The following is a 17,885-nucleotide window of genomic DNA, read 5'->3' on the forward strand; positions in this document are numbered from 1 at the left end:
CCGTCAGCGTGACCTGGGCATGGCCGCCTGCGCAATTCGGTGCACGTCGACGTTCAGTTCGATGACATGCGTGCCGACACCGGCGCCAGCGATTGGCGCGCGGCCTCTCCGAGGAACTGCAGCCCGGCCAGGCGCACCGCGTCCAGCGGATGCGCTGCAGCCAGGCGCAGACAGTGATCGAACCGCTCCGTCGAGGTGAAGACGGCGCCGGGAACAAAGGTGTAGCCGGCGTCCCGTGCCCGCGCGAGCAGATCCGATGCGACCAATCCTGCAGGAAGCTCCACCCATAGAACGTAGCCCGCATCGCCCGTTGACACACGTGTGCCCGTGGGAAAGTACTGCTTCACGGCCCGGGTCCAGGCCGCCACCTGCTGACGCAGCCGCAACCGCAGCCGTCGCAGATGGGCGTCGAATCCATCCCCGGACAAGAACTCCGCGAGCACCTGGTCGGTCATGTGAGGAATGAGTTCCCCGTGCACTGTCCGTGCGGCGCGCAGCCGCAGGCGGTGGCGCTCGCTGACGACGAAGCCCACGCTGAAACCCGGGCCGGTGACGCAGGCCAGGCTTGCGCAATGGATCACCAGTCCCTCGGAATCAAAGGCCTTCAGGGGGCGCCCTTTCTCGGCACCATGATGCAACTCGCCCATCAGATCAAACTCGATGAGGGGCACCCGATGAGCCGCCAGCAAGGTCACCAGGGACTGCTTCTCGGCGTCGCTCATCGTGCCGGCAGCCGCGGCGAAGAGGCTGACGTCGATCACGCAGGCGGCCAGCCTCTCCCGCGCCAGGAATGCCTCCAGTGCGGCGTTCGACTCCTCGACCCCTGGCGAGATGGGCAACTCGACCGACTGCAGCCCCAATGCGGCAACCACCTCCAGCACGCGCAGCGACCCTGGCGACGCCACGGCGACGCGGTCGCCGGGCTGGGTCAGCAGGCCCAGACACAGCTGCAGGGATTCACCGTCGCCGTGAGTGAGGATCACGTCGTCGGCGCTCACGGCGGCGCCTGAGCGGGCCAGTCGCTTGGCGAGCTGTTCGCGCAAGGCCTGGCTTCCAAAGACCGAGCCCGATGCCAATGCGCAGGCTTCGGTCCTCAGATGCTTGGACATCAACCGCCGCAAGGCCGTCAGCGGCAACAGCGCCGGTGGCAGCGCGAGGTGACCGAGCGATACCTGCCCCTCCCGCGAGGCCGCCAGCGTCATCAAGCGATGACGCCGCTCCTCCAGCTGCAGCGTCGCTGCCGTGGACCTCCGCGCTTGCTGCGGCAGGCCATCTCGTGGCGCCTGCACGAAGAATCCGCGCCGAGGGCGGGATGCGATCCATCCCGCGTCCTCCAGGCGATGCAGGGCATGCGTGACGGTGGCCAGGCTCATGCCATGCGTGCTGCACAGCTCCCTGACGGAGGGCAGTCGGTCGCCGGGGCGGTAGCGGCCGGCGCGCATCGACTGGATCAACGAGTCGGCCAGCGTCTGATAGAGATGCGGACGGGATGTCACGGTTCGGGCGGCGGGACGGGAAGGGGCGAACGATATCGGCTTTGGCGTCGGCGAATCGATACACAGGCAGCGCCGCGCAATCGATACAGCGCCCCTTCTGTATCGACCGAAAACGTCACCCCCTGGGACTGCCGCGGTCGGGGGCCGATGCCTAGAGTCCCAGGCATGACCTCGGTTCTGAATCCTCTGCGCCACCAACAACCCGCCACGCGCCGCCTGCTGGTCGGCGAGATGGCGGGGCTGCTCGCTGGCGCATCGACCCAAACCACACTGGCCTGGTGGATCGCGCATTCGGGCGGCTCGGGTGACCTCGCGCGCTACGGCGCGGCGATGGCGATCTGTGCAATGGTTGCGCTGCCCCTCATGTCGCCACTCGGGGACCGATGGGCCAAGCATCGTGTGGTCCGCTACGCGCGCGGCGTGCTGCTGATCGAAGCGCTGGCATTGGCTGCGATGGCCTTCACGCATGTCTACAGCTGGCCGATGCTGTGTCTTTGCGGAGCCCTGTCGGCAGTGTCCAACGCAGCCCTGATGCCGGCTCAGGCCAGCATGCTGCCAGAGCTCGTGAGCGCGGACCGGCTGCCCGAGGCGATCAGGCTGCGGCGCGGGTTCCAGGCTGCAGGAGGGCTGATGGGGCCGGCCCTGAGCGGCGCCTTGCTGGCGCTGCACGGCATTGCTGCGGCCATGATGGGCGCGCTGTTGCTGATGGTCGTCGCGGCGGGCATGGCGATGCGGCTTGAATCGCCACAGGTCTTGAGGTCCAGTGCCGCGTCAGCCGGGTGGCTCGGCGATATGCGCGCCGGTCTGCGCGCCAAGTGGTGTGTTCCCGTCGACCGCTGGTGGACGCTGGCAGGCGCCTTGATGATGGTGTTTTTCCTGCCGACGACGGGCCTGTTGTTGCCGCTGCGGCTGCAGTCATTGGGTCTTTCAGGCGGGTGGTTTGGCGCCTGCGGTGCCGCGCTCTCCCTCGGCGTGATGGCCGGTGTCGCGGGCTTGGCGGACGCGCTCATCCGCAGGCTGGACCGGGTACGCGCCATTGCGGTTGCGCTCGGCATTTGCGGCTGCGCCATGGGAGCCGCAGGCCTGTGCGATCACGCGTTGGCGCTCGTGGCCCTGTTCGCGCTGATGGGGATTTGCATGTCGGTCACGCAACTCGTGGGCCAGACCCATCGCATGCTGGCGGTCCCCGAGGCCTTCCGATCACGCATGGCGGCGGCCCAGTTGACCCTGGCCCACCTTGCCGCCACGGTGGCGCCGGCCGTTGCCGGTGCGCTGTTGACGGGATGGTGCGTCGACGCCGTCTATCTCTGGATGGCGGCGGGCTTTCTGGTCAGCGGCGGGCTGCTGCTCGCGGTCCCGGATTTTCGGCCGTTCCTTCGCCTGGATCACGCGCGGGTGAAGAACTGGTATGGGCAGCAGTATCCAGAGGCATTCATGCCAAGGCCGTGACCCACGCGAGGCAAGCCTGGGGCTTGTCCATGCCGGCGCCCGTTGGTCGCGGCCGGGCGAAGGGCTACATTGCGTCAGACCAGCCCTTCATTCCGGCATGCGCTCTGCCATCCGCCTCCTGTGTCTCGCCTTCGCCCTGCATGGCGCGCTGGCGTCGTCCTGCGAGTTGCGCATGACCTGGAAGCACGATCCGCCCTACCAGTACCAGGACGGCCAGGGCCGCCTCTCGGGCCTGGAAATCGAGATCGCGCGCGCGGCCCTCGCCCGCATGCAATGCCAGATCGTGCCCCTGGAATTGCCCTTCGCGCGAGCCATGACCGAGCTCGAGGCCGGCCGCATCGATCTCGTGCCCGGCGTGCTGCCCACGCCCGAGCGCCAACGCTATGCGCGCTTCTCGCTGCCGGGCTTGGCCACGCGCAACCTGGTGTTCCTGCGCAACGGCCTCGCTCAGCGCATCACCACGCTGGACGAGCTGCGCGCGTCGGACCTGCGCGTCGGCCTGGAGCGTGGCACGGCCTATCGCGCCGAACTGAAGACCCGGCTCTCGCGGCCCGGCATGGAGCGTCGGCTGGAAGAGGCCACCAGCCTGGAAGGCCTGCTGCGCATGCTGCAGATGCAGCGCATCGACGCCTTCGTGGCCGACGAGTATTCGACGGCCTTCCTGGCCCAGGAGCTGGGCTTGGCCGCGTCGTTCAAGGCCAGCGCTATCGTCATCGACAACGAGCCCCCGGTGTTCGCCTTCTCGCGCCGCCTGGTGGCGCCGGATTTCGTCGAACGCTTCAACGCCGCCCTCGAAGCCCTGCGGCGCGACGGCACGCTCAAGCGGCTGGAAGTCAGGTTCCTGACCGCTGCGCCGACGCCGCGCCGTTGACCAGCAGCCGGGCCGCGGCCGCCATCGCGGCCTCGTCCTGCAGCACATCGCCCGGCTTGCTGCCGTCGCCCAGTACCGCGCCGCCCCAGTGCATCTTCATGTAGTCGGCGCTGAAGCGCAGGCAGTCCAGCAGCGGCTGGGCCAGATGGGGCTCCTCGCCGCTGCTCGTGGCGCACAGCACATGCATGGCCTTGCCGGCCATGCGGGGCTTGAAGTCCACCCCCGGCACGCGCATGAAGCCGCTCCAGTGGTCGAGATAGAGCTTGAGCGGCGCCGGCACGCTGTACCAGTACAACGGCGCAGCGACGAGGAGGTCGGTCGCCCACAGCGTGTCCTTCAGCACCCGCCCCAGGTCGCCTTCAGGCTCGGGGTACTGGCCGCTGCCCTCATGGCGGATGTCCTCGAAGGGCGGCAGGGCCAGTTCGGCCAGGCGCAGCCAGCGCACCTCCACGTCGGCCGGCAGTGCGGCCACGGCCGCACGGGCCATCAGTTCGGCATTGCCGTCGGCGCGCGTGCTGGCGAGCAGGACAAGGACGCGGCGGTTCACGGGGTCGATCATGGCGGCGGACGAAGCTGGGATGCCCGCATGATGGCCTCGAGAGCCTGCCCCTTGCCCGTCGCGGGACAAATCCTCGAATCGAGGCGCGTCCACCCCCATCCGCGGGGCGCCCCCCAGGCCTTGGGGTGGGCAGGGCCGGCGTTTCGGTCGCCCAATGGCAGCAGCTCCCGGGAGAACCACCATGCGCCGTGCCCTTCTTGCCCTTGCCCTGTCCGCCGTGGGCCTGGCCCAGGCCGCCACCGTCTCCGTCTACGCCAGCCTCGCCGCCTGGCAGGCCGCCGTCGGCGGGCCGGATCAGGCGCAGGACTTCTCCGGCTATGCCCCCAGCACCAACCTGACCGGCGTCGCGGTGCTGCCCGGCGTCACGCTGACGAGCAATCTCGGCCCGGTGCAGACCTTCGCGCAGACGGCCATGGCCTTCGGCCCGCGCGCCAACGGCAATGCCTATTACGAGGCCCACTACGCCCTGCCCTTCCTCGCGGCGGCCCTGGACATCACCGGCTTCGAAGCCATTCCCGGTGTGCCCAGCACCGCCATCGACCAGGGCCTGCTGTCCTTCCTGTTCAGCGACGGCACGACCCAGGACATCGCCATCTCGGGCGGCAGCGGCGTGCCCATCTTCGTCGGCGTCATCTCCAGCAGCGCCATCGCGTCGTTGCGCTGGACCGAGGCGCACGAAGGCAATGGCGGCAACGAGGAGAGCGGGCTGGACAACCTGCGCGTGGCCCTGCGCACGAGCAACCCATTGCCGCTGCCGGGCTCGCTGCCGCTGGCCTTGCTGGCCCTGGGCCTGACGCCGCTGGTGCGACGCCAGCGCGGTTGAATCAGGCCGGCGCGATAGCCGCCAGCCGCGGCACTTCCTCGTCCGTCCACAGCCTGAAGTGGGCGACGAAATGCTGGCCCGAGCCATCCTCCAGGCCGAAGCTGCCGCTGTTGCCCGGCGCCACGTCCAGCGTCATCTGCAGGCCGACGAGGTAGTCGCACTGGGCCGCGCTGGCATAGACCGGCACGCCGTCCACCTCGCCCAGGCGGCGATCGTCGGCGTTGAGCTTGAGCTCGTGCACGGCAAAGCACATCGGCGCGCTGCCGGCGCAGCAGCCATGCGATTGGTAGAACAGCAGCTCGCCGTGCTGGCCGCGCAGTTGCTCGACGAGTGCCTGCGCGGCCGCGGTGACCTGGACGCGGGGAATGGGATCTGACATCGGCAGCCTCCATGAAGACGGGCGGGCCGAGCGCCGGGCCGCTCCCTAGCCGGCCCGCGCTGGTGATGTGCTTGCCCGTCGACCCGGCAAGCATCACCGTCCCCTCGGGGGACCGACCAGAATCGCACGCGTTCAGCGATGCGACTCTGGGCGAGGGGCAGCGTTGCTTCAGAAGAAGCCCAGCGCGTTGGGGCTGTAGCTGACCAGCAGGTTCTTGGTCTGCTGGTAGTGGTCGAGCATGGCCTTGTGGGTCTCACGGCCGATGCCGGATTCCTTGTAGCCGCCGAAGGCCGCATGCGCCGGGTAGGCGTGATAGCAATTCGTCCACACGCGGCCGGCCTGGATGGCGCGGCCCAGGCGGTAGGCGCGGCTGCCGTCGCGGCTCCACACGCCGGCACCCAGGCCGTAAGGCGTGTCGTTGGCGATCTGCAGCGCCTCGGCCTCGGTCTTGAAGGTGGTCACGGCCAGCACCGGGCCGAAGATCTCCTCGCGGAAGATGCGCATGTTGTTGTTGCCCTGGAAGAGGGTCGGCTGGATGTAGTAACCGCCCGCCAGGTCGCCGCCCAGCTGGGCGCGATCGCCGCCGATCAGCACCTTGGCGCCTTCCTCCTTGCCCAGGGCGAGGTAGGTCTGGATCTTGTCCATCTGCATGGACGAGGCCTGGGCACCCATCATGGTGTCGGTGTCCAGCGGATTGCCCTGCTTGATCGCCGCCACGCGCTTGAGCGCCCGCTCCATGAAGCGGTCGTAGATGGACTCCTGGATCAGCGCACGGCTGGGGCAGGTGCAGACCTCGCCCTGGTTGAAGGCGAACAGCACCAGGCCTTCGATGGCCTTGTCGAGGAAGGCGTCGTCCTCGGCCATCACGTCCTCGAAGAAGATGTTGGGGCTCTTGCCGCCCAGCTCCAGCGTGGCCGGTATCAGGTTGCTGGCCGCCGCCTGGGCGATGACCTTGCCGGTGGCCGTCGAGCCGGTGAAGGCGATCTTGGCGATGCGCTTGCTGTTGGCCAGCGGCATGCCGGCCTCGCGGCCGAAACCGTTGACGATGTTCAGTACGCCGGCCGGCAGCAGGTCGGCGATCAGCTCGGCCAGCAGCAGGATGCCGATGGGCGTGCTCTCGGCCGGCTTGAGCACCACACAGTTGCCCGCGCCCAGGGCCGGCGCCAGCTTCCAGGCCGCCATCAGGATGGGGAAGTTCCAGGGAATGATCTGGCCGACGACGCCGAGCGGCTCGTGGAAGTGATAGGCAATGGTGTTGTGGTCGATCTCGCTGAGCGCGCCTTCCTGGGCCCGCACGCAGCCGGCGAAATAGCGGAAGTGATCCACCGCCAGCGGGATGTCGGCATTCAGCGTCTCGCGGATGGGCTTGCCGTTGTCGACGGTCTCGGCATAGGCCAGCAGCTCCAGGTTGGCTTCGATGCGGTCGGCGATCTTCAGCAGGATGTTGGCGCGCTCGCCGGGCGGCGTGGCGCCCCACTTGGCGGCGACCGCATGGGCGGCGTCCAGGGCCTTGTCGACATCGGCCGCGGTCGAGCGCGCGGCCTGGGTGTAGACCTTGCCGTTGATCGGCGAGATCACATCGAAATACTGGCCGTCGACGGGCGGCACGAACTTGCCGCCGATGAAGTTGTCGTAGCGGGCCTTGTAGGCGATCTTGGCGCCGGCTTGGCCGGGGGCGGCGTAAACAGTCATGGCTTGTCTCCTGCGTGGCGGGGAAAGGGGTTGTGGGGTTGTGGCCCCTCTCACAACGCAGAACCCGTGCCAGCGCCGCCGGCTGCGTATCCAGGTCGTTAGAGCCCTCTGGCCTGCGGGAAACCACCCGCCAACTGTTGCAGGCTGGAGCAGTCCACGGGAGGGCGGTGCAACAGCGTCCTCGCGCGTGCGACACGCGCGCAAGGGGCTGGAGCAGTGGCAGGACTGCTCCATCTCGCCGCGATTTGCATTGGCATGGAGCTTGCGCTTTGAGGCCATCCGCCCGCCGTCTCGGCAGGGCGGTGCATCCCATCAACACAGGAGACCTCACCATGCAACTCAAACCCCTCGCCGCCTTGCTGGCCGTGGCCTTGGGCAGCGCCCACGCCGCCGTGACCGAGCAGATGATCCAGGCCGCGGCCAGGTCCGGCCAGGAAGTGCTGTCCTGGGGCCTGGGCACCGAGGGCCAGCGTCACTCCACGCTCAAGCAGGTCAACGTCGGCAACGTCGCCAGGCTGACGCCGGCCTGGGCCTTCTCCTTTGGCGGCGAGAAGCAGCGCGGTCAGGAGTCGCAGCCGCTGATCCACAACGGCAAGATGTTCGTGACCGCCTCCTACTCGCGCATCTTTGCGCTGGACGCCGCCACCGGCCAGAAGCTGTGGAAGTACGAGCACCGCCTGCCCGACGGCATCATGCCCTGCTGCGACGTCGTCAACCGCGGCGCGGCCCTGTTCGACAACCTCGTCATCTTCGCCACGCTGGACGCCCAGCTCGTGGCCCTGGACCAGAGCACCGGCGACGTGGTCTGGAAGGAAAAGATCGACGACTATGCCGCCGGCTACTCGGCCACCGCCGCGCCCATCATTGCGCAGGGCCTGCTGCTGACGGGCGTGTCGGGTGGCGAGTTCGGCGTCGTCGGCCGCGTCGAGGCCCGCGACCCGCGCACCGGCAAGATGGTCTGGACCCGCCCCACCGTCGAAGGCCATATGGGCTACACCTGGGACAAGGACGGCAACAAGCGCGAGAACGGCGTCTCGGGCACCACGGGGAAAAGCTGGCCCGGTGACCTGTGGAAGACCGGCGGCGCGGCCACCTGGCTCGGCGGCAGCTACGACGCCAAGACGGGTCTGGCCTATTTCGGCACCGGCAACCCCGCACCGTGGAACAGCCATCTGCGCCAGGGCGACAACCTGTTCTCCTGCTCCACCGTCGCCATCGACGTGAAGACCGGCCAGATCAAGTGGCATTACCAGGGCACGCCCAACGACGGCTGGGACTTCGACGGCGTCAACGAGTTCATCACCTTCGACCAGGACGGCAAGCGCATGGGCGCTAAGGCCGACCGCAACGGCTACTTCTATGTGCTGGACGCCGCCAACGGCCAGTTGAACAACGCCTTCCCCTTCGTCAAGAAGATCACCTGGGCCACCGGCATCGACCTGAAGACCGGCCGGCCCAACTTCGTGCCCGAGAACCGCCCGGGCGACCCGACGGCCGGCGCCGACGGCAAGAAGGGCAACTCGGTGTTCGCCGCGCCCTCCTTCCTCGGCGGCAAGAACCAGATGCCCATGGCCTACAGCCCCGACACCAAGCTCTTCTACGTGCCGGCCAATGAATGGGGCATGGAGATCTGGAACGAACCCATCGCCTACAAGAAGGGCGCCGCCTACCTGGGCGCCGGCTTCACCATCAAGACCGTGGCCGACGACTACATCGGCGCCCTGCGTGCCGTCGACCCCAAGACGGGCCAGATCGTCTGGGAGGTCAAGAACAACGCGCCGCTGTGGGGTGGCGTGCTGACCACGGCCGGCAACCTCGTCTTCTGGGGCACGCCCGAAGGCTGGCTCAAGGCCGCGGACGCCAGGACCGGCAAGGTCGTCTGGCAGTTCCAGACCGGCTCGGGCGTCGTCGCGCCTCCCATCGCCTGGCAGCACAACGGCGAGCAATACATCGGCGTGGTCTCCGGCTGGGGCGGTGCCGTGCCGCTGTGGGGTGGCGACGTGGCCAAGAAGGTCAACTACCTCGAGCAGGGCGGCATGGTCTGGGCCTTCAAACTGCCCAAGTAAGCCGCGCACCCATCCTGAAGGCGCCGGCCCGCGCGGGCCGGCGCCGCATCCCGAGATCCGCCATGCATCCCACCCGCCGCATCTTCATGTTCCAGGCCACCACGGCCTGCCTGGCCGTTCCGGCCATCGCCCAGACCACCCAGGTCGACGAGGCCAGCGAGACCGCTGTCGCTCTCGGCTACAGGCACGACACCGCCAAGGTCGACACCGCCAAATTCCCCAAGCACCAGGCCAGCCAGCACTGCGGCAACTGCCAGTTCTGGCAGGCCAAGCCGAGCGATGCGTGGAGCAACTGCGCGATGTTTGGCCGCAAGGCGCAAGTGGCCAACAAGGGCTGGTGCGCCGCGTGGGCCAAAGCGCCGGGCTGAGCCCAAGCCGTCTGCCCTGACTTCCAGACAGCGCCCCAGCAGTCACCATCGTGGGTGGAACTGGAGGGAGGCGCGGTCGGGCCGTGTCAATTCCCGTCTTTCGCCCCTTGCGCGATCCGGTAGTAGTCAAAGTCAACACGGCCGCCGGCGGTCTGCGTCGAATAGAAGAAGAGGCCGAAGCGATAACCCATGAAATGCGGCATGGTGTAGGAAAGGCGCGAGGGGCGACCGATGGGCGTCCAGGATCTGCCGTCGAGGCTGTAGGAGAAGCGGGCCACCTCGGGTCCAGGCTCAAACTCGCAGTCCACCTTCAGGTGAACCGTTTTGCCAGACAGGGGGATGGAGGCGACTTCCTCTGGCTTGTCGGTGTCGGCGCTCACCATGACGAGAGATCGGGCGCCGTCGCTCATCTTGACGCCGACAAAACCGTAGCGTTTCTGAAAAACGGCGAGGCCGGCCCAGTCGCCGTCCTTCATGCCGCTCACGTCGATGCGGGTGGTGGCGGAACTGTTCGGTCCGAAGGTGCGCTGGGTGAGCGTGTTCGAGGCCTCCGCCAGCGTGGCAACAATCCGGCTGGTCACGAGGCTCAGGTAGCCAGGGCGCTTGGTAAGCGACCAGTCACTGGGCCTGGGGTTGTGGTTCCATTGCCAGGCCAGCGGCAGGTCAGGGTCGCCAGGCCGGCGGTCGAATTCGTCGGAGGCGACGATTCCCGAGACGCCGGAGACGCTCTGCCCGTCGGCGGGGATATCGAGCACCATGGGCACCTTGCCGTCCTTGCCGAGCACCGGCCAGCCGTCCTTCCACGTCACGGGCACGAGGTAGGGAATGCGACCGACGGCGCCGTTGTCTTTGAAGAGATAGGCGTACCACTTGCCCTGCGGCGTGTCGATGAGGCCGCCCTGGGCGATACCGCGGTCATCGAGCGCGATGCGACTCTCGTAGGGGCCATCGATGGTGTCGGCGCGGCTGATGATGACGGTGCGCGCCCAGCGGCTGCCGGGTGAGGCGATGTTGAAGAGGTAGTAGCGGCCATCGACCTTGAGAAGCTGCGAACCCTCGCCATTGAGTCCGCCCAGGTCCGAACCGAAGACGGTGTTGACGTTCTCGATGAGGACCTTGTTCACGCCGCCTGGTTTGATGCCGGAGAGGTCGGCATTCAGCTCGGTGAGCATGATGCGACCGCCCCCCCAAACCATGTAGACACGACCGTCGTCGTCGAAGAACAGGCTGTGGTCATGCATCGCGGGCTCGAAACTCGTCTCCTTCCACGGGCCGCGCTCCGGATCGCGCGTGCTGTAGATGTGGGTGCGCCCGCTGGTGGAGGAAAAAGTCGAGGCATAGAACATGCCGTCGTGGTAACGCAGGCTGCTGGCCCAGGAGCCGGCACCGTAGGCGTTCCTGCCGTTTTCCAGGCGAAGCGCTTCGTTGTCGGCAAGGGTCTGATAGGCATAGGAGGCCATGCGCCAATTGACCAGGTCCGTCGACTTCATGATCGGCAGGCCCGGACTCATGTGCATCGTCGTGCTGCTCATGTAGTAGGTCTTGCCTACACGGATGACGGCCATGTCCGGGACGTCGGCCCAGATCAGAGGGTTATGGGCGAGGCTCACCTGTGCCGCCGAAAGCGGCTGAGACGTTGCGCAGGCAAGGACGAGGGCGAGCAGAAGGGAAGCGATGGATCGGCTCATGGCTAAGGTCGTAAGGGTTCAATCAGTCGGTCCGTCTGTTGGCCCAGAGCGCTGCGCCAGCAGGCGCCTGCGCACCGCATGGATGTTGTTGCGCAGCGCGTAAAGCTCTTCGGCGTAGGACAGCGGCACGGCAATGCGGTGCGTGACGCGGTCCAGTTCGTCCAGCTCGTCCAGCAAGGCGTCGCGCTCGCCCGTGCCGGTTTCCATCTTTGCTTCCACCTCGCGCAAGCGCGCATACCAGCGGAACACGCGCGAGCGCACGCGGAAGGTGTAGATCGGCGGCACCACGCGCGACAACGGCAGCATCAGCACCAGCAAGCCGCCAACCACCAGCCACATGCGTTCCAGCAGATTGCCGGCCCAGAAGGGCAGGTAACGCGCCCAGGCCGGCGGCGTGCCATTGATCGCGCGGTCGCCCTCGGCGCTGACCGGCAGCTCGCTGGTGCGGGTGTTGGGGAAGTCGCGCGCGCCATTGAACCAGCCGGCCTCGCCGTGCTGGCCCAGGGCCGCCTGCGCGAACAGCTGGCGCAGCGCAGGATGCGTCTGCTCGCGCGCCAGCAGTGCGGTGGTGGTGGCCAGCAGCGGCACGTCGTGAGGCGGCAAATCGGCCGCCAGGTCCACCACGCCGCGCGGCAGCTGCACGGTGGACAGGAAGGGCAGGTGGCGCGAATACGCCTCGTTCTGCTCGAAGGCCATCAGCGCCATGGCCGGGTCGCGCAGCAGCTCGCGGATCAGGGTTGCCTGCGGCGCCGAGATCAGCACCGCGGCGTCCAGCTTGCCCTGGCGCAGGGCCGCGCCGGCGGCGTCGGGCGCCAGATTCGACAGCTGCAGATCGGTTGGCTTCAGCTGGTTCAGCGCCAGCAGCTTCTCAACGATCTGCGGTACACCGCTGCCGTCCTGATCCACATTGACCCGCAGGCCGCGCAGTTGAGCCAGGCGCTGCAGTTCGCCGCCGGGCTGGCGGCGCGCGATGCCAAGATCGCGGCGATAGAAGATCCAGATCGGCTCGTAAAACAGGCTGCCCAGCGAGACGATGCCGGCCTCGGTATCGGCTGCCGGATCGGCCATGCCGCCGCGTACGAAGCCCACGTCGGCCTGGCCCGCGCGCAGATAGGCCAGATCGTCCTGCGCGCCTTCGCTGGCGATCAGCTCCACCTGGATGCGCTCACGCGCCAGCGCCTTCGCATAGCCCGCACCGAAGGCGGCGTAGGCACTTCCGGCCGGACCGGTGGCCAGCCTGACCTGGCGCGGCGGCTGCGGATCCAGCCACCAGTAGGCCGCTGCCAGCAGGCCACCGCCCAGCAGCAGCAGCGGCCCCATCGAGACCATCATGTCGCGCAGCGTCTGCAGCAGCAGGCGCAGGCTGCGGGTGGCATGCCATTGCTGAATCGGGGTCATGGCTTGCCATTGTGAGCGGGCAGGGTCCGGACCCGCATGCTGCAGAGTCGCTCGCCCTGCTGGGCACGCACAGGAGTGGCGGCCGCACGAGTAAGGATGATCGCGATGCCGAGGCGTCGCACAGGCTGGGCCTTTGCCGATGGAGGACCGCCCCATCGTATTCGAGACGGCTGGCCGGGCTGTTAGGCCGTGCTTTCGTTGCGATGCTGCCGGTCAAGGATAGACGGCGGCTTCAGGCTGGCTCCTGCCGCTCCGAGTTTTTTAGTCGTAGGGCGGCAATGTGCCCGAAGCGGACGTCGGCGCGGGCCTACCAGGCCTTCAGAACGCTGCCGTTCAACGTCGGCGCTCAGCGGGCGGCGTAGCCGTCCATTGCAGCAAAGGGTTAGGCCACATGTTTCGACGAAAACAAAGTTCAGAACACACGAGGCATCGGAAAGTCTCCAGTGGTTGTCAGCAACTCGACTGAATTTACTCGGTCTTCGCAGCCAGATCCGGCCAGCGATTTCCCCCTGACCTCGATTCTTGTGAATGTGCCCTTCACAGGACCTCGCCGCCACACATCTTGGGAGCAGTTCATGGACTGGCCAAATCGCCATTCAGGTCCCAACGCATTTCCAAGTTCGCGCAGCGTTTCTTGGCGTGCCACTTGATACCTCATCTTCAGCCACAAGAAGTGAGAACGATGTGCCATGCGTCGATCGTCGTCCAGCGTCATCGACAAAAGTACGCGCTCCACTCCATTGGAAGATGCCATTTCACACACCGTCTCGCCAGACTCCGACCCGGCTCGGCACACTGCCGAAAAGCGCTCGGCAACAAGGCGCGACATTAGCGCAGTGCGCGCCGGATCCGGGCCAGCCACGACCTCCTGCATTAGTCCCCATACCTTATGCACGTCCGCGCAAGTGGAACAGCCATCAGTTTCCATCGTCGTTCCGGCCAGCGCCGATAGACACAGCGGCATGAGCAGGATTGATAGCAAAACCCGAGGCATCAGAATCTCCCCATTCAACGCGGACCTCGTGCTGCGGCCTAACGTTGGCGCTCAGCGGGCGGCGAAGCCGTCCGCTGCAGCAGAGGGTTAGCCATCATTGTTGCCATATGGGCAGAACGCGGCGTGGAAGCACGGCACCACATATCGCTCCAGCCAATAGGCCGAGGGCGGCAATAAGGAGGCCAGTGCTGGAGAAGCGATGCCCGTAGAGCACGCGTTCCAAGACTGGAAAGCCATAGACAAGACCAAAGGAACCAGCGCAAACGGCAACCACCCAGGCCCGAGAAGGAATGCGATTGCGAAGGCGAGACCAAGCAACCAGGGAGGCAACAAACAGCGCTGCGCAAACGAGGACGGATGGCGCTGCCTCCTGATACAGCCCCGTAAGCTCGCCAAGCGGGAAAGATAAAGACTCTCTCGTCGAACTAGCCCAGATAGCAAGACAAACGCCGACAAACCCGACCAGCGGCGCCACACAAAGCACTAGGCCGACAGTTCCTAAAGATCGAAGGATGAGGCTGGCCCGAGTCATGATGGCTAACGTTCGACGTAAGGGGCAGACGTAAGTGGGGAAGTCCGCTTGTGGCCGCCCCCTTGACGAAGGGGTTAGGCCGCTGGCGGAAGAAGAGCGGGTTCACTGCTGTTCTTGTCTTTGAATTTTGTAACCGGCGAGAGTCAATAAGCGAGTGAGGATTTCGTTCAGGTTCTTGTCGTCGATGGTCCCGGCTTCCCTGGCTGGGCTTCGTCAATACCGGATGCATTGAACTGCTGCACCGTCGTCGATGTTGCCAAAGCTCGCCGAAAACAGCCTTGCAACCGCACGGTTGTCGAATTTAGGATCGGCGAGCATCAGCTCTCGGAACAAACTGGCCGGTTGTTCTCCTCCGAGAACTCTACTTCGGACATTTCGACATGCTGAAGATAGCTTCTCAGACATAGGAGGGATCGGCAGGTTTGTGTATTTGTATGGATCGAGCGGCCTAACGTCGAAGCTCAGCGGGCGGCGAAGCCGTCCGCCGCAGCGACTGGTTAGGCGGCGGGGTAGGCATGGTACGAAACGGTTGGGGATCGAAGGAGGTCGCCCCAGAGCGCCCAAGTATTCTGATCTGGCGATGTTGCCCCGAACGCCCAAAGCTCGGCGATCTGCAGCGGCGGAATGGCAAGCGCAGAAGGGTCGAAGGACATTGTTCGATTCAAATGGATCGCGACTACAAGCTCACGGGAGCTGACGTATTGCCCCAAAGCAGAGATGATCCCCTGCAAGGTAGCGGCGGGAGCCGTAGCTTCAGGCGGAAGTTCCTTGAGCTGCACCGGTGCAAAACACGCTTCTTCAAGGGCCGACCACGCCGCTACAAAGTCGTAGTCTTGCTCTTCGCCTGGAGCAAGACCCACCGTGGTGCCCATGCGCTGCCCAGCTAGATAGCAAAAAATTGCTGCCTCGCGCAGTTCGCGCTCAGGCTTCAGCTGATTCGTCCGCAGGTTTCTAACGCGCTTCGGCGTAGCGGATCCAGACAGCTCCAGCTCGAACTGCCGCAGACGGACAAGGAACGGCCGCGGGTCGCGGTAGTCAAGCTTGCTGAACGTGCGCAGGGCAATGGACTGCATGAGCCGCCTAACGTTCGACGTAAGGGGCGGCTTGCGCCTTTAGGCGCAAGACGTCCCTCTTGACGGATGGGTTAGGCGTCGCGCGCCTAGCAATTGAGTGGAGAGTAGCCAACATAGCCTTTGACTTGATACTGAAGAGTAGGCCCCGGAATGAATTTGCCGCTCACGGTGAAGTCTGGCAATTGCAAGGTGCCAGCCGTGCCGATGGTTGGCAATGACTGAAACCAGAAGCCGTAGGCTGCCTCAGATAGTGGTGGCGTGACATAGAGCCGTTTCGGATCACGCGGCGGCTCTTGAAGCAGTCCGGACTCGCTGACCTTGGTGCCTTTGGTCACAAGGGTGAGACGCTGAGGCTGAGATCCATCGGAGGGCCGGATTGTGGCTACCAATTCGTGAATCGAAATTGGTACGTCACGCGGCGCAAGAAGAAATACATAGGACTTGTCGAGGTACTGGCGATCCAGCGCAACGTTGAAGCGAACGTTCTCGAGGTAGAACGAAGTCCCGGACGGGACGCCGTAGCTGTAGCAGCCCTTGCTTGAAGTCTTGGGTGCCGCAAGAGCCTGCCCCGGCGGTTCAACGGCTACGTATGTCGTGGCGTACGGCACGCAGCCGCAGAGCAAGACGAGCAACAGAGCTGACGGGCGACGCATTGCCATTGAGACGCCTAACGTTCGCGCTCAGCGGGCGGCGTAGCCGTCCGCTGCAGCAATGGGTTGGACAGAATGCGGCGCATCACTCACTGACATGACCAGCCCCTTGCTGAAAGACAAAGTACCGGCGAGGCCGGAGCAGATGGGGAGTGTTCTCTCTCCACCAAGCACCAGCGTCTGGATGGGCTGCCTCAAGTATCAGAATTGCCTCGCGCGATTCAATCAAGTAGCCCGACTCGCGCACTAGCTTGCCGGCAACGCACCGGAGCAGGCTCGACAGCAAGCCTCGTGGCCCTGAGAGAACGCCAAACGTCGGCAATACCCGTGCATTTGCGCGTCGCTGCGCCAGCGGCAGCGATAGGCCGACCCATTTGCTGCGCACCCACTCTGGTGCCTCACCAGGAGGTATTGCGGTAACGTGAAAATGGAGCGGCCGCTTGGTCATGCTGTCCAACGTGAAAGCTCAGCGGGCGGCGAAGCCGTCCGCTGCAGTGACCTGTTATGCCTAGCGCCGGTTGTCGAAGCTCCGATGGCCGCGGCAGGACGAAGCCACCGAAGTTGAAAGCCGGCGAAGGCTGGAGCGAGCAGGCTTGTTGGACTAGCCGGAAGCGCAACGCAGGCGGAATGCCGAACCTGGACGCTAGCCAGGCGTGACGCCGAAACGCGTTGGCCCGAACTCGCGGACCGCTCGGTCGCCGGCGCGCCGAGGCCGCCGCGCAAGCCCGGCACAAAGCCCGTGACGGAGTTCAACCTAGCCTGCTGCATAACGTTCGACGTAAGGGGCTGGCCGCAGGCCAGTCCCCTTGACGGAGAGGTTAAGCGCTTGGTGGCTCATAGGCTCACCGGCCTTGTTGGATCGGTAGGATCACGACCATAGATTTCGTCGTCATCGCCCAGTACCCTGGCATCGAGCTTGGCGGCGATTTGAACCAACTTCGCAATGACGGCCGGTTCAGGATTCTTCGTGTAGATCTCGCCGCGCTTGTGCCACCACAGTGGCCATGAACTTTGGCCGAATTGGAAGATGTAGTTCTCATCACCAGGATTCTCGCGATCCAACGTGATTGCGGGGTCTGTCTTGACGTAAGCCGCCCACTCTTCAAGTGAAATTTCAGGCCCTTCGTCATCGGCCCAAAATTCTTTGCGGGTGACGTGAAGTTCGTAGCCCATGATGTCTCCTGCAGGCGCCTAACGTGCAAGCTCACCGGACGGCGAAGCCGTCCGGTGCAGCGTAGGGTTGAACAGCAGCGTTTCATTCATACGAGACCGCGACTCCGTTTGCGAGCTTCTCTTGTTTGAAGATCTTTGCACCTTGAAAGCCAGCGACCACAAGCTCGGACTCCGAAACCCAACGAACTCTTAGCGCCAGCGAGCCATCGGCAATGAAAGCGTTCCCCGCTTCCTTGGGCACTGCGTCGCCTTTCGCCAGAACCGAGAGTTGCGTATTGAAGCCAGTCGTCGCGCCGCAATTTCGGTTGAATATCACTGCGACGTGACCGCCCCGAGGGGATTCAATGGTTGACGCGATCTCGTTGCCGCAGCCGGCATCACAGCCGTTGAGCGCAACCAGAATTCCTATACCGATGACAACTGCGCCTAGCCGCATTGCTGCTGTTCAACTAGGTTGTAGGGCGACTGTTTTGCTGCATAACACCGGCACCTGTCTGCATAACATCGGACACCTCTCTGGCCCGCAGGCCGCGCCATTGCTTGATTTCAAGCTGTTTGGCTGTTAATTTATACAGCATCACAATGCCGGCAAGCCCGGCATTCCTTCAGTTGCGTCGCGGAGGTCATTGTCTAGGCCTCTATCCGCAGGCTCGCCGCCCTCCGGGGCGGATTGG

The 17,885-nt window shown here is 65.4% G+C and carries 15 protein-coding genes; 5 read left to right on the top strand and 10 right to left on the bottom strand.

All coding sequences use genetic code 11. The features are described from left to right. Positions 1-53: 53 nt before the first annotated feature. The gene (locus J2X20_RS12495; RefSeq protein WP_310265021.1) at positions 54-1,496 is read right to left on the bottom strand and encodes an aminotransferase-like domain-containing protein; all 1,443 of its coding nucleotides are present in this window, start codon (positions 1,494-1,496) and stop codon (positions 54-56) included. 165 nt (positions 1,497-1,661) lie between these two features. Between J2X20_RS12495 and J2X20_RS12500 the strand changes: the two genes are divergently transcribed. Beyond that, positions 1,662-2,945, top strand: a complete 1,284-nt coding sequence (locus J2X20_RS12500) for an MFS transporter (protein WP_310265023.1) — start codon at positions 1,662-1,664, stop codon at positions 2,943-2,945. A gap of 97 nt (positions 2,946-3,042) precedes the next feature. Then, positions 3,043-3,816, top strand: coding sequence for a substrate-binding periplasmic protein (locus J2X20_RS12505; RefSeq protein ID WP_310265026.1), 774 nt, complete (start codon positions 3,043-3,045; stop codon positions 3,814-3,816). Here J2X20_RS12505 and J2X20_RS12510 read toward each other — a convergent pair. After that, on the bottom strand, positions 3,779-4,375 hold the full coding sequence (locus J2X20_RS12510) for a flavodoxin family protein (protein ID WP_310265027.1): 597 nt from the start codon (positions 4,373-4,375) through the stop codon (positions 3,779-3,781). The genes J2X20_RS12505 and J2X20_RS12510 overlap by 38 nt on opposite strands. Positions 4,376-4,556: 181 nt before the next feature. Between J2X20_RS12510 and J2X20_RS12515 the strand changes: the two genes are divergently transcribed. Beyond that, complete coding sequence (locus tag J2X20_RS12515; protein WP_310265029.1) at positions 4,557-5,198, top strand: hypothetical protein; 642 nt, start codon at positions 4,557-4,559, stop codon at positions 5,196-5,198. Position 5,199: 1 nt separating this feature from the next. Here the strand turns inward: J2X20_RS12515 and J2X20_RS12520 are convergent, their stop codons facing one another. Both J2X20_RS12520 and exaC read right to left on the bottom strand, forming a co-directional pair. Then, positions 5,200-5,577 (bottom strand): DUF779 domain-containing protein, encoded by a 378-nt coding sequence (locus J2X20_RS12520; RefSeq protein WP_310265031.1) that lies wholly within the window; start codon positions 5,575-5,577, stop codon positions 5,200-5,202. A 168-nt stretch (positions 5,578-5,745) separates the two neighbouring features. Continuing rightward, positions 5,746-7,269 (bottom strand): acetaldehyde dehydrogenase ExaC, encoded by a 1,524-nt coding sequence (exaC, locus tag J2X20_RS12525; RefSeq protein ID WP_310265033.1) that lies wholly within the window; start codon positions 7,267-7,269, stop codon positions 5,746-5,748. 332 nt (positions 7,270-7,601) lie between these two features. Here exaC and J2X20_RS12530 point away from each other — a divergent pair, with 332 nt between their 5' ends. Continuing rightward, entirely contained in the window at positions 7,602-9,335 is a 1,734-nt protein-coding gene (locus J2X20_RS12530) for a PQQ-dependent methanol/ethanol family dehydrogenase (RefSeq protein ID WP_310265035.1), read from the top strand. Positions 9,336-9,397: 62 nt separating this feature from the next. Next, positions 9,398-9,703: a high-potential iron-sulfur protein gene (locus tag J2X20_RS12535; protein ID WP_310265037.1), complete on the top strand. Its 306-nt coding sequence runs from the start codon at positions 9,398-9,400 to the stop codon at positions 9,701-9,703. 86 nt (positions 9,704-9,789) lie between these two features. Here J2X20_RS12535 and J2X20_RS12540 read toward each other — a convergent pair whose 3' ends face one another. From J2X20_RS12540 to J2X20_RS12565, 6 genes are all read right to left on the bottom strand, one after another. Further along, positions 9,790-11,391: a glycoside hydrolase family 43 protein gene (locus J2X20_RS12540; RefSeq protein WP_310265038.1), complete on the bottom strand. Its 1,602-nt coding sequence runs from the start codon at positions 11,389-11,391 to the stop codon at positions 9,790-9,792. 18 nt (positions 11,392-11,409) lie between these two features. Beyond that, positions 11,410-12,789, bottom strand: a complete 1,380-nt coding sequence (locus J2X20_RS12545; protein WP_310265040.1) for a TAXI family TRAP transporter solute-binding subunit — start codon at positions 12,787-12,789, stop codon at positions 11,410-11,412. Between the two features lie 2,023 nt (positions 12,790-14,812). After that, a complete protein-coding gene (locus J2X20_RS12550; RefSeq protein ID WP_310265042.1) occupies positions 14,813-15,388 on the bottom strand; it encodes a hypothetical protein in 576 nt (191 codons plus the stop codon). A gap of 86 nt (positions 15,389-15,474) precedes the next feature. After that, a complete protein-coding gene (locus J2X20_RS12555; protein ID WP_310265044.1) occupies positions 15,475-16,047 on the bottom strand; it encodes a hypothetical protein in 573 nt (190 codons plus the stop codon). An 825-nt stretch (positions 16,048-16,872) separates the two neighbouring features. Further along, the gene (locus J2X20_RS12560; RefSeq protein WP_310265045.1) at positions 16,873-17,211 is read right to left on the bottom strand and encodes a hypothetical protein; all 339 of its coding nucleotides are present in this window, start codon (positions 17,209-17,211) and stop codon (positions 16,873-16,875) included. An 82-nt stretch (positions 17,212-17,293) separates the two neighbouring features. Then, positions 17,294-17,647, bottom strand: a complete 354-nt coding sequence (locus J2X20_RS12565) for a hypothetical protein (RefSeq protein WP_310265047.1) — start codon at positions 17,645-17,647, stop codon at positions 17,294-17,296. Between the last annotated feature and the right edge of the window lie 238 nt (positions 17,648-17,885).

Source organism: Roseateles saccharophilus (genome assembly GCF_031458095.1).
GTDB lineage: Bacteria > Pseudomonadota > Gammaproteobacteria > Burkholderiales > Burkholderiaceae_C > Pelomonas > Pelomonas saccharophila_A.